Genomic DNA, 13614 nt, shown 5'->3' on the forward strand with positions numbered 1-13614 from the left:
CGCGCACAAAAACTACAAGCCTGGGGAGGCTTGCGTGTCCCACCCTGCCCATGTTCAGGTCGCGTTCGAGGAACAGGCGCGACGTACCCCCGACCGGATTGCGGTGATCGCCGGCCAAATCCGCATAAGCTACGCGGATCTCGACGCCCGCGCGAACCGGATCGCCCGGGAGCTGCGCCGGGCCGGTGCCGGGCCGGGCGGTCTGGTGGGCGTCTGCCTCGGCCGCGACGAGCACCTGCTGCCCGCGCTGCTGGGCGTGCTGAAGACCGGCGCCGCGTACGTGCCGATGGATCCGGCGTACCCCGCGGAGCGGCTGGCCTACATCGCCGCCGACGCCCAACTGTCCATTGTGGTCACCGCGCGCGGCGAGAGCCGGCTGGACGTCGCCACGGTACATGTCGACGAGATCCCCGACGAGGCGGACAGCACGCCCCTTGAGCAGCGGGGCGACGGCTCCGAGGCGGCGTACGTCATCTACACCTCGGGTTCGACCGGCCGGCCCAAGGGCGTCGTCGTCGAGCATCGCAACACGATGAACCTGCTGCGGTGGGAGGCGGAGGCGTACACCGAGGAGGAGCTGAGCGGCATGCTCGCCACCGCCTCGATCTGCTTCGACCCCTCGGTCAGCCAGCTCTTCCTGCCGCTGATCACGGGCGGCACCGTGATCCTCGCCGACAACCTGCTGGCGCTGCCCACCCTGCCCGCCCGCGACGAGGTCACCACCGTCTACGGCGTGCCGTCGGCGCTCGCCGCGCTGCTGCGCGAGCCGCTGCCGGTGGGCGTACGCGCCGTATTCGCCGGTGGCGAGCCGCTGACCCGGGCGCTCGTCGACCGGATCTACGCCAATCCCGGGGTGCGCCGGGTGCTCAACCTCTACGGCCCCACGGAGTGCACCACCACCTGCGCGATCGCCGAGGTCGGCCGCGACGACGCGGGCGAGCCGCCGATCGGGCGGGGCATCGCGGGCGCGGTGCTGACCGTACGCGACGGCGCCGGCAACCCCGTCGCCGACGGTGAACTGGGCGAGTTGTGGATCGGCGGGCCGGTGGTCGCACGCGGGTACCTCGGCCGGGACTCGGACGCGTTCCGCACCGAGGCGGACGGCACTCGCGTGTACCGCTCCGGCGACATGGTCCGCGCCGCGGGCGGCGCGCTGCGGTTCGCGGGCCGCCGCGACGACCAGGTCAAGGTCCGCGGATACCGGGTCGAGCTGGGAGAGGTCGAGGCCGTCCTGGTACGGCATCCGGAGGTACGCCGCGCGGCCGTGCTCGCCGCCACCGACGCGGACGGGGCGTCGTACCTGGTCGGTCACGTCGAGGCGGCGGTTAACCCCGACAGCGGACTCGACGAGCGAAGCCTGCGTGACTGGCTGCGCCAGCGGGTGCCGGAGCACCTGGTACCGACCCGGCTCGGTATCGCCGAACGGCTGCCGCTGAGCCCCAACGGCAAGGTCGACCGGGCTGCCCTGCCCGCGCTGGCGGCACGGCGCACCACGGGTACGGCGTACGTCCCGCCGCGCACCTCCGCGGAGGCGGCGCTGGCGGCGATCGTCGGTGACGTGCTGGGCCTCGCCGAGGTCGGTGTCGAGGACCGTTTCGCCGAGCTGGGCGGGCATTCGCTGGCGGCGGCCCGGGTCTGCGCGCTGGCGGGCCGCGAGTTCGGCACCACGGTCACGCTGGCCGACTTCCTCGCCGAGCCGACCGTCGCCGCGCTGGCGGGGCTCGTCAAGGAGGGCGCGACCCGGCTCGTCGATCGACCGGTGCGGCACGACGGTGCCAGCGAGTACCCGCTCACGCCGACCCAGCGCGAGCTGTGGACGCTGCGGCAGGTCAGCCCGGTGCCGGCCGTGACAACGGTGGCGTTCCGGGCCCGGCTGACCGGCCCCGGGTCGAGTGGCTCTGCCGGGTCGAGTGGTTCTGCCGGGTCGAGTGGCTCTGCCGGTTCGAGCGGCACTGTCGGGGCGGACGCGCTGCGGTCGGCGCTGGCCGCGATCGTGTCGCGGCACGAGGTGCTGCGCAGCCGCATCGTCGAGCGCGACGGTGAGCCGGTCGCGGTGGTCGGCGCGTACACGGCGGTGCCGGTGACCGAGCACGACCCGCGCGACCTGCCCACCGCTTTCGCCGCCGCGGCCACTCACGCTTTCGACCTGACGGCCGCCGAGCCGCTGCTGCGCGTGGACCTGGTACGCCTCACCGATGACGTGTCGGAGCTGGTGGTCGTCGCGGATCACATGGCGTTCGACGGCTGGTCCACCGGAGCGTTCCTCACCGAGCTGGCCACGGAGCTGGCCGCGCCCGGCACCGTCGACGAGCCGCCGCTGCAGGTCGGTGACCTGGCCCTGGCGCGCGATGCTGGGGCCAGTATCGAGGCGGGGGCCGGAGAGGCGGCGCGGCTGTGGCGGGACGAGCTGGCGGGCGCGTCACCGCCGAGCGAGCTGTTCGCCGGGGCGGGCGGGTTCCGTGGCGGGCGGCTGACTCGGCCGGTACCGCAGCGGCTGGTGACCGGGCTCGCGGATGCCTGCGCGGCGAGCGGCACCACGACGTTCGCCGGCTGGCTGACCGCGCTCGGCCTGCTGCTGGCCGGTCTCACCGCGCGCGCGGATGTCCTGGTGGGCGCGGTCGCGGCGCGGCGCGCGGACCCCGAGCTGGATCGGGTGATCGGCCCGCTGGTCGACGTGCTGCCGGTCCGGCTGCGGCTGGACCCGGCGGCCACGGTCCGCGAGACCATCGCGGCGGCCTCGGCGACGACGGCGCGGGCGCTGGACCGGCCGCGACCGTCTACAGAGGACCTGTTTCACGCGGTCGGCACCCAGCCGCGCGGCGCGATGCTCACACCGGTGGTGCTGTCCGCGCAGCCCGCCGGCATGCCGGTACGCGTCGAGCGTGGCGGCCTGCGGCTGGAACTGCTGGGTGAGCTGGGGTGCGGCGGTGCGCAGAACCCACTCACCGTCTTCGTCAACGAGACCGCGGACGGCACCGAGCTGCAGCTGGAGTACGACCTCGACCTGACCGACCGGGCCGGTGCGGAGGCGTTCGCAGACCGGCTGCTGCTGGTAGTCGAGGAGCTGACCGCCGACTCAGCGCGGCCGCTGGGGCGGCTGCCGCTGGTCACCGCGTCCGAACGCGACGAATTGCTGAGCCGTGCCTCAGGACCGTCACTGCCGGCGGACACCCCCGCCACCGTCGTCGACGCGGTGGCGCGGCAGGTGCGGCAGCGCCCCGACGAGGTGGCTGTCGTCGGGGCGACCGCCGAGCTGACGTACCAGCAGATGTGGGACCTCTCCACCGAGGTCGCGGCGGCGCTGCGCGCCCACGGCGTCGCCCCGGGCGAGGTCGTCGGCGTCTGCCTGCCCCGCGACCACCGGCTGCCCTCGACGCTGATCGGAGTGTGGCGGGCCGGTGCGGCGTACCTGCCGCTGGAGCCGGAACTGCCCGCGGAGCGGCTGGCCTGGCTGGCGGCCGACGGCGGCGTCCGCACCGTCCTCTGCCGCACCGAGACCGCGGCGGCGGCAGCGTCCATCGCCGGCACCACCCCTCTAGTGATCAGGGCGCCCCTGAAGCCGCTAGGGCTACTTGAGGGACACCCTGATCACGAAAGCTTGGCGTATCTGTTGTATACGTCGGGGTCGACGGGGACGCCCAAGGGGGTTGCGGTCGCGCACGGCGGGCTGGCCGCGTTCGCCGAGTCGATGCGCCACGAACCCGGGATCGGGCCGGGGGACCGGATGCTCGCGGTGGCGACGCTGAGCTTCGACACCTCGTGCGCGGAGATCTGGTCCGCGCTCGGGGCGGGCGCCTGCTGCGTGGTGGTGGAGCGCGACAGCGCGGTCGACGGTCACCGGCTCGGCGAGCGCATCGCCGCGCACCGGGTGAACGTCATGAACGTACCGCCGACGATGCTGCGCACGCTGATCGCCGCCGGCTGGGCGGGCGACCCCGGCCTGCGGGTGTGGGCCGGCGGCGAGACCCTCGACGCCGCCCTGGCGCGCGAGTTGCTGCCGCGCGTGGGAGAGCTGTGGAACGTGTACGGCCCGACCGAGGCCACCGTGCTGTCGGCCGCGCATCGAGTGTCCAGTGTGGACGATATCGTGCCGATCGGGCATCCGCTGCCCGGTGAGCGGCTCTATGTCATGGACCCGTTGGGGCGGCTCGCGCCGCCGGGCGTCGCGGGTGAGCTGTGGATCGGTGGCGCCGGGCCCGCGCTGGGCTACCACAACCGTCCCGAGCTGACCGCGGCCGCGTTCGTGCCCGACCCGTTCGTCGCGGGCGGGCGCTGCTACCGCACCGGAGACCTGGTCCAGCGGCGCCCGGACGGGGAGCTGGTGTTCCGCGGCCGCCGCGACCACCAGCTGAAGATCCGCGGGTACCGGGTCGAGCTGGGCGAGATCGAGGCGGCGCTGCGCGACCACCCGCTCGTCGAGCACGCGGTGGTGACCGTGCGGGGCAGCGGCGCCGAGGCGCACCTGATCGGGTACGTCGCCGGGCCGGTCACGGAGGCGCAGGCGGCCACACACCTGCGCGGCCGCCTGCCCGAGTACCTGGTGCCGCACCGGTGGGTGGTGCTCGACGCGTTGCCGACCATGCCAAGCGGGAAGGTCGACATGGGCGCCCTGCCCGAGCCGGGCGCGGACCGGCCGCACGTGCCGCCCCGGTCGATGATGGAACAGTTGGTCGCCGACGTATGGGCGCAGACCCTTGAGGCCGACCGGATCGGCGTCGACGACAGCTTCTTCGGCCTCGGTGGGCACTCGCTCGCCGCGACCCGGGTCACCGGGCGACTGCGTGACGCGCTTGGCTGTACGGTGCCGGTGCGGCTCCTGTTCGACCACCCAGTACTGGCGGACTTCGCCGAACGGCTGGAACGCCTCGTTATCGCGGACATCGTTGCCAACGTGGACACCCCTGGAGAGCAACATGACCCTGTCTGACCAGGACACCCTGCGCGCGTTGATGGAACGGCGGGTGGCGGCAGCGCGCGCCGCCGCGCGGACGGAGACCGGAGCGGGGATCCCGCGCCGCACCGACCCGCACGCGCCGCAGCCGCTGTCGCCATCGCAGCGCCGGTTGTGGTTCAACGCCCAGTTCGAGCGGAACACGTCGATCTATCACGTGCCGGCGGTGCTGCGGCTGACCGGCCCGCTGGACGAGGAGGCGCTGCTGGCCGCGCTGCGCGAGGTCGCCGCGCGGCACGAGGTACTGCGCAGCATCATCGCGCACGCCGGTGACGACCCGGTGGCGATCGCGGGGCCCGCCGACCGGATCGAACTGTCGATTGTGGACACGGATGAGGCCACGCTGGCGAAGGCGGCGCGGGCCGAGGTGAGCCGGCCGTTCCAGCTCGACCGGGAGCCGCCGATGCGGGCGGTACTGTTCCGCCTCGCCACCGACCACCACGTGCTGGTGCTGACCGTCCACCACATCGCCACCGACGCGTGGTCGCAGGACCTGATGCTCGACGAGTTGGGCACCCTGTACGCCGCCCGCCTCGGCCAGGCCCCCGCACCCGCGGCGCCCCGGCTCCAGTACGCCGATGTCACCGAGTGGGAGGCTGGGCGGACCGCGGACGGTGACGGCGACGCTGGCTGGTGGGTCGAGCGGCTGGCCGGCCTCGCGCCGGCACTGGCTCTGCCGGTTGACCGCCCGTACCCGGCGGTCGCCGACTGGACCGGCGGCTACGTGCCGGTCGTCGTGCCGCCGGCGCTGGCCGCGCGGCTGCGGGACACCGCGCGGGAGAGCGGCGCGACGCCGTTCATGGTGTTGCTGGCGGCGTGGCAGGCGCTGCTGGGCCGGCTGTGCGGCAGCGACGACATCGCGGTCGGCGTGCCGGAGTCCGGGCGCCGCCACCGCGACGCCGAGGGTGTCGTCGGCTGCTTCATCAACACGCTGGTGATGCGCACCGACCTGTCCGGCGATCCGACCGGGCGGCAACTGCTGCAGCGGGTACGGGAGACCACCCTCGAAGCGTTCGCGCACGCCGCCGTGCCGTTCGAGCGGGTCGTCGAGGCGGTCGCCCCGGAGCGCTCCACCGCCACCACACCGATCTTCCAGTCGATGCTGTTCCTGCTCGACGCGCCCCAGAAGGACCCGGTCCTGCCGGGCGTGCGTGCCGAGCGGCTCGACTCCCCATTGGACTCCAACAAGTTCGACGTCAGCCTGTCGCTGACCGGCACGCCCGCCGGGTACGAGGGGTTCGTCAGCTACCGCCAGGACCTGTTCGACCGGCTGACGGTCGAGCGGTGGGCGCGCTGGCTGCTCGTCCTGCTCGACGGCATGCTGTCCGACCCCGACCGCCCCATCGCGGCGATCGACCTGCTCGACGGGGACGAGCGGGCCGCGCTGGTGGCTCTCGGCACCGGGCCGGACCTGCCCGCCGGAATTCCTGCCACGATGCTCGACGCGGTGCTCGCACAGGCCGCCGCGCGGCCCGTCGCGGTCGCCGTGGACGGACGCGACGGCACGCTCAGCTACGGCGACCTGGCCCGCGCCTCGGCGCGCGTCGCCACCGCGCTGCGCGCGCACGGCGCCGGGCCGGAAACGCCCGTCGGCATCTGCCTGCCCCGCGACCGGCACCTGCCCGCCGCGCTGGTGGGCGTGTGGCGCGCCGGCTCGGCGTACGTGCCGCTGGAGCCGGACCACCCCGCGGAACGGCTGCGGTACCAGCTCACCGACTCCGGCGCGGGCGTGGTACTCGCCGGCGGGGAGACCCTCGACGTGGCGAGGCGGCTCGTCGACGGAGCCGGGACTGACGGTAGAGGGACAGTGGTCGTCGACCTCGCCGAGGCCCTGGCGACCGAGCCGGGCGACCTGCCCGCCGTCGGGCCGGACGACCTCGCGTACGTCATCTACACCTCCGGCTCGACCGGCCGGCCCAAGGGCGTGGAGCTCACCCACGGCGCCCTAGCGGCGTACGTCGCCGCCAACTGCGAGCCGATGCCCGTGACACCCGACGACGTAATGCTGGGCCTGACCGCGCTCTCGTTCGACGTTGCCGGGCTGGAGCTGTGGGTCGGCCTGGGGCGCGGCCTGCGCCTGGTCATGCTGGAGCGAAGCGTGGCCGTAGACGGGCACCTGGTGGCTCAGCGGATCGCGGAGTCCGGCGTGACCGTGATGACCGCGACACCGACCACCTTCCGGCTGCTGGTCGCCGCGGACTGGCGGGCGCCGGCCGTGCGCGCCGTTGCCATCGGCGAGGCCGTCGACCCGGCCCTCGCCAGGGAGCTGGTGGACCGGCTCGGCGAGTTCTGGAACGGGTACGGGCCCACCGAGACCGCGGTGACGTCGACGATGTACCGGGTCACCGCACCGGTCGGCGACACCGTGCCGATCGGCTCGCCGATGGCCGGCGAGTGGGTGTACATCATGGACTTGGACCACGCCGGCAGGGCCGGACGGCTCGCCCTGCCGGGCACGGTGGGGGAGCTGTGGATCGGCGGGGCCGGCGTGGCTCGCGGGTACCGCGGGCGGCCCGACCTGACCGAGGCGGCGTTCGTCGCCGACCCGGTACGCCCCGGTGAGCGCTGCTACCGCACCGGCGACCTCGTGCGCTGGCGCACCGACGGGCTGCTGGAGTTCCGCGGTCGCCGCGACCACCAGGTGAAGGTGCGCGGCCACCGCATCGAGCTGGGCGAGATCGAGGTGCGGCTGCGGGCCACGCCGGGTGTGGCGGAGGCCGTGGTGGCCGTCGCCGATCCGGGCGGCGACGCGCACCTGGTCGGATACCTGGTGCTGGAGCCGGGAGCCGTCGTGGAGACGCCCGAGCTGGAGACCCGGCTGGGTGCGGCGCTGCCCGAGTACATGGTGCCGCGCCGCTGGATGACGCTGCCGGCGTTGCCGGTCAACGGTTCCGGCAAGGTCGACCGCACGGCGCTGCCCGAGCCGCGGGACGAGATACGGGAGCGGGTCGCACCCCGCGGTGAGGCCGAGCACCTCGTCGCCGAGGTCTGGAGTGCTGTGCTCAAGCGAGACGAGCTTTCCGTGTACGACAACTTCTTCGCCCTCGGCGGGCACTCGCTGTCGGCGACGCTGGTCGTGGGCCGGCTGCGCGACGCGCTGGACTACCCGGTGCCGGTGCGGCTGCTGTTCGAGCAGCCGGTACTGGCCAACTTCGCCGCCGCCCTGGAGACGCTGCTGCTGGCCGAGGTGACCGAGGCGTGAGTGTCACCGACAGCCGGCGGTCGCTGATCCAGGAGCGGCTCGCCGGGGCCCGCCGTGCGGCCGCCCGCGCCACGACCACCATTCCCGCGTCCGATCAGGACACTCCCGCGCCGCTGTCACGGTCGCAGGCGCGACTGTGGTTCCTGCACCAGTTGGAGCCGGACAGCAACGCCTACCACGTGTCGGCCACCGTCCGGCTCGCCGGCGCGCTGGACCCCGCCGCCATGGCAGCCGCCGTGGGTGACCTGGCCACCCGCCATCACGTATTGCGCAGCCGGTTCGTCGACCAGGACGGCGAGCCCGTCGCGATCGTCGGCGACCCTCCAGTCATGATCAGGGCGTCCCTCAAGTCGTTAGAGCTACTTGAGGGACGCCCTGATCATGGCAGCAGCGAGGGTGCCGGCGAGGCCGAGCTGTCCGCGGTGCTGGACGCCGCGCGCCAGCGGCCGTTCCGGCTCGACGAGGAGCCGCCGCTGCGCGCGCTGCTCTGCCGCACCGGCCCGGACGAGCACGTGCTCCTGCTCGTGGTGCACCACATCGCCTTCGACGCCTGGTCGGTCGACCTGGCCCTTGGCGAGCTGGCCGACCTGTACGCCGCGCGGGTCGCGGAAGGCCCGGTGCCGGGCGCGCCGGCGTTGCAGTACGCCGACTTCGCCCGCTGGGAGGCAACCCGCGCGGAGACCACGCGGCCGGAGAGCGGCCTGGACTGGTGGGTCGAGCGGCTGCGGGGCCTGGCACCGGTGCTGGAGCTGCCCGCCGACCGGCCCCGTCCGGCGGTCGCCGGCGCCGAGGCGGGGCAGGTGCCGGTGGCGGTGCCGGCCGCCTTGGCGGGGCAGATCGCCGGTCTCGCCGCGGCCTGTGGAGCCACCCCGTTCATGGTGCTGCTCGCGGCCTGGCAGGCGCTCCTGGCCCGGGTGTGCGGCACCGACGACATCCCGGTGGGCGTGCCGCACGCCGGCCGGCACCACCCCGACGTCGAGAAGATGATCGGCTGCTTCATCGGCACGCTGGTACTGCGCACCGACTGCTCCGGCGCGCCGACCGGCCGCGAGCTGCTGGCCCGGGTACGCGAGACCGCGATCGACGCGTTCGCGCACGCCGAGACGCCGTTCGAGCGGATCGTCGACCGGGTGCGGCCGGAGCGAAACCTAGCCACCACGCCGATCTTCCAGGTGCTGCTGAACGTGCTGGAGAACCCGGCCGCGCCGCTGCGCTTCGCCCACCTGGCCGCGGACGCGGTCGAGCTGCCGATCAGCACCACCAAGTACGACCTCAATCTCGCACTGTCGCGAGTGGACGGAGGGTACCGGGGCTCGCTGCTGTACCGTACCGACCTGTTCGACGCGAGCACCGCCGAGCGGCTTACCGGCTGGTACCTGGCCCTGCTGGCGGGCATGCTCGCCGAGCCGGACCGCCCGGTCGTCGAGCTGCCCCTGGAGCCCGGTGTGCCGCCCGGGCCGTCCGGGCCGCGTGTCGAGTACACATTGGACCGTCCGCTGCACGAGCTGATCTCGCGGCACGCCTTGCGGGCGCCCGACGCGACCGCGGTGGTGGCGGCCGACGGCCGGCTGTCGTACGCCGAACTGGACCGGCGCGCCGGTGCGGTGGCAGGGCGGCTGCTGGCGGCCGGGGTGCGGCCGGAGGAGCCGGTGGCCGTGTTCACCGAGCGGGGGCTCAGCCTGCCGGTCGCGATGCTCGGCGCGCTGAAGGCCGGCGCCGCGTACCTGCCCGTCGATCCCGCCTACCCGGACGGACGGGTGGCGGACATCCTAGACGCCGCCGGGGCGCGGTTCGTGCTCACCGAACCGTCCTTCGTGGACCGTGTGGCGGGGCGCGAAGCCATCGTCGTAGCGGACGAGACAGGTGCCCCCGCCGAGCCAGTGGTCGTTCCGATGGACCACCTCGCCTACCTCATCTTCACCTCGGGCTCGACGGGGCGGCCCAAGGGCGTCGCGGTCGAGCACCGGCAGATCGCGCACTACCTGCACGCGGTCGCGGACCGGATCGGCCACCACGCCTCGTACGCGCTGGTCTCCACGCACGCGGCCGACCTCGGCATGACGAACCTGTTCGGGGCGCTGACGACCGGCGGCACCGTGCACCTGGTCGACCGGGAGGTGGCCACCGATCCGGAGGCGTTCGCCGGATACCTGGCCGCGCACCCGGTCGACGCGATGAAGCTGGTGCCCAGTCACCTGGAGCTGCTGGCCGCGCACGGCGACCTGGCCGCGCTGCTGCCGCGCGAGCTGCTCATCCTGGCCGGCGAGCCCTGCCCGTGGGAGCTGATCGAACGCGTCGAGCGGGCCCGCCCCGACCTCGCCATCCAGGTCCACTATGGACCGACCGAGACGACGGTGTCGGTACTCGGCTGCGACGTAAGCGAGATACCCGCCGAGCGCCGTCACGGCATCGTCCCCATTGGACGCCCGTTTCCGAACGTCGACTGCCGGGTGACCGACCAGGCGGGCCGCCCGGTACCGGCGGGAGTCCCCGGTGAGCTGCGCATCGGCGGCCCCAGCGTGGCCCGGGGATACCTCAACGTGCCCGGCGACGGCAGGTTCGCCGGCGGCTGGTACCGCTCCGGCGACCGGGTGCGGGTCGACGCACACGGGTTGGTGGAGATCCTCGGCCGGGTCGACGACCAGGTGAAGATCCGCGGTTTCCGGGTGGAGCTCAACGAGGTCTCCTCCGCGCTCCGCGCGGTCGACGGCGTCAGCGAGGCGGTAGTGCTGCCCGTCGGCGAGGCGCACACCCGCCGGCTGGCCGCGTGGATCACGCCGTCGACCGCCGACCCGGCGCTGGTCCGGGCCGCGCTGCGGGAGCGGCTGCCCGACTACATGGTCCCGTCGGCGCTGGTCGTGCTCGACGCGCTGCCGCTGACCGCGAACGGCAAGGTCGACCGGGCCGCGCTGCCCGCCCCCGCGCCGCCCGCCGCGGCGACCCGGGTCGCACCGGAGACCCCCACCCAGCTGCGGATCGCCGCGATCTGGAGCGAGATGCTCGACGGTGCGCAGGTCGGGCTCGACGACGACTTCTTCGCCCTCGGCGGCGACTCCTTCAAGGCCGTACGCGCGGTCCGCGCCATCGACCCGCGGCTGCGCGTCATCGACCTGTTCACCCGCCCGACCGTCCGCGAACTGGCCGCTCACCTCGACGGAGACGGTGGCCCGGCCGGGCTGCTGCACCGGCTCGCGGGGCCGGCCACGGCCACCCTCAACGTCGTCTGCGTCCCATACGGGGGCGGCTCGGCGGCCGCGTACGGTCCACTCGCGACAGAGCTGGCACAGCGCCTGCCCGGCGCCGCCGTACTGGCGATCGAGCTGCCCGGCCACGACCCCGCGCGACCCGACGAGCCGACGCTGCCGATGGGTGAGCTTGTCGACCGCGTGATGGCGGAGCTGCCGCCCGGCCCGGTACTCGTCTACGGCCACTGCGTCGGCTCAGCGGCCGCCACCGAACTGGCGCTGCGCTGCGAGGCCGACGGGCGCGAGGTCGTCGGGCTCGTCGTGGGCGGCAGCTTCCCCGCCGCCCGGCTGCCCGGCCGCGTCTCCGCCTGGCTGCACAAGCGAATCCCCGCCACCTGGTGGACCTCCGACCGGGCGTACCGCGACTTCCTGCGCGTACTCGGCGGCCTCGACGAGGACGGGCTGGACGTCGAGGTGATCCTGCGCGGGCTGCGCCACGACGTCGACGAGGCGCAGACCTGGTTCACCCGCGAGCTGACCCGTCCGGACCGGCGCCGCCTCTCGGCGCCCGTACTGTGCGTGATCGGTGCCCGGGACCGCTCCACGGAGCTGTACGAGGAGCGGTACGCGGAGTGGGGCGCGTTCGCCGACCGGGTGGCGCTGTCGGTGGTGCCCCGGGCCGGGCACTACTTCCTCAAGCACCAGGCCGCGGTGGTGGCCGAGAGCATCGCCGGCGCCGTGGGGCAGTGGCGCGCGGGCCGGCTGCCCGAGGCGGTCGGCACCGCGGTCACCGGTGGCCGGGCCCGCCGCGACCTGCGCGAGTTCTACCTCATGGCGAGCGGCCAGACCGCCTCGCTGATCGGTGCGGCACTGAGCTCCTTCGCGCTCGGCGTGTGGGCGTACCAGCAAAGCGGGCGGGTCGCCGACTACGCCCTCGTCACGATGCTGGCGCTGGTGCCCTCGATCGTGATGCTGCCGCTCGGCGGCGCGGTCGCCGACCGGTTCGACCGGCGGCGCGTCATGCTCGCCTGCAACGGCGCGGGCGCGGCGGTCATGTCCGTGGTGGTGGCCCTGCTCGCCGTGGACCGGTTGCAAATATGGAGCGTCGGGCTGCTCGTCGGTCTACTGTCGACGGTCACCGCGTTCCACCGGCCCGCGTACCTGGCCGCCGTGGCGCAGCTGGTGCCCAAGCCATACCTGGGTCAGGCCAACGCGCTGGCCAACCTCGGCCCCGGCCTGGGCATGCTGATCGCACCGCTGGCCGGTGGCGCGCTCATCACGGCGCTCGGCATGCCGGCGGTGGTCGCGGTCGACGTGGTAACGCTGCTGGTGGGCGTCGGCACCCTGCTCCTGGTCCGCCTGCCGAACAGGCTGTTCCGCCGCCAGGAGGAGACGTTCGTCAAGGCCATCGTGGGCGGCTGGCGTTTCCTCTCCCGCCGCCGGCCACTGATGATCATGATCGGGTTCTTCATCGTGGAGAACTACCTGGCCATGCTCGCCCTGGCGGTCACCGTGCCCACCGTGTACGCCTTCGGCGGCACCGCGGCCGTCAGCGTCGTCACCGCGTGCAGCGGCATCGGCGCGGGCCTCGGCGCGCTCGCGATGGTCCTGTGGGGCGGCGCCCAGCGCCGCGCCACCGGCATGGTCGGCTTCGTCGTCGGCGTCGGGCTCGGCGCGCTGCTCGTCGGGCTCCGGCCCTCGATCGCGGTCGCGGCCGTGGGCAGCCTCATCTGGTACGCGTCGCTGAGCATCCTGAACGCACACTGGCTCGCCATCATCCAGGTCAAGGTCGGCCTCGAACTCCAGGGCCGGGTGCTCGCCACCAACCAGATGCTGGCCGTGGCGATGACCCCGGCCGCGTTCCTGACCGCGCCGATACTGTCCGAAGCAGTCCTGCCACTCCTCAAACCCGACGGCGCCCTCGCCGGCACGGTCGGGCGCGTGGTGGGCGTCGGCGCCGACCGCGGCACCGGCCTGATCCTGGTCGCGTGCGGCGTGCTGCTGGCGGTGTGGGGCGCGCTGGGCCTGGCCTACCGCCCCCTCCACCACATGGAAGACGACCTACCCGACGCGGCCGCCACCGCCGAAATCCCCGACACCCTGGACGAAATCCAAGCCACCGCCACCCAAGCCCCCACCCGCACTCCCTCCTAACCCCCGCCCCGCGCCGCCCGCCCTGCACGCCCGCGCCCGCGCCGCACGCGCCCGCGCCGCCCGCGCCCGCGCCGCACGCGCCCGCGCCGCCCGCGCCCGCGCCGCCCGCGCCCGCGCCGCCC

Annotated in this window: 3 protein-coding genes; all 3 read left to right on the forward strand. The window is 74.2% G+C overall.

Translation table 11 applies throughout. The features are described 5' to 3' along the window. The first annotated feature begins 34 nt into the window (after positions 1-34). From QMG73_RS35540 to QMG73_RS35550, 3 genes are read left to right on the forward strand one after another with little or no spacing between them, the layout of a single operon-like run. Positions 35-4927, forward strand: a complete 4893-nt coding sequence (locus QMG73_RS35540) for a non-ribosomal peptide synthetase (protein ID WP_281903207.1) — start codon at positions 35-37, stop codon at positions 4925-4927. Then, a complete protein-coding gene (locus tag QMG73_RS35545; protein ID WP_281903210.1) occupies positions 4914-8153 on the forward strand; it encodes a non-ribosomal peptide synthetase in 3240 nt (1079 codons plus the stop codon). Before QMG73_RS35540 ends, QMG73_RS35545 begins: the two co-directional genes overlap by 14 nt. Next, positions 8150-13492, forward strand: a complete 5343-nt coding sequence (locus QMG73_RS35550; RefSeq protein WP_281903211.1) for a non-ribosomal peptide synthetase/MFS transporter — start codon at positions 8150-8152, stop codon at positions 13490-13492. The genes QMG73_RS35545 and QMG73_RS35550 overlap by 4 nt, the downstream gene beginning before the upstream one ends. Positions 13493-13614 lie beyond the last annotated feature (122 nt).

This window comes from Phytohabitans aurantiacus (assembly GCF_027923225.1).
GTDB lineage: Bacteria > Actinomycetota > Actinomycetes > Mycobacteriales > Micromonosporaceae > Phytohabitans > Phytohabitans aurantiacus.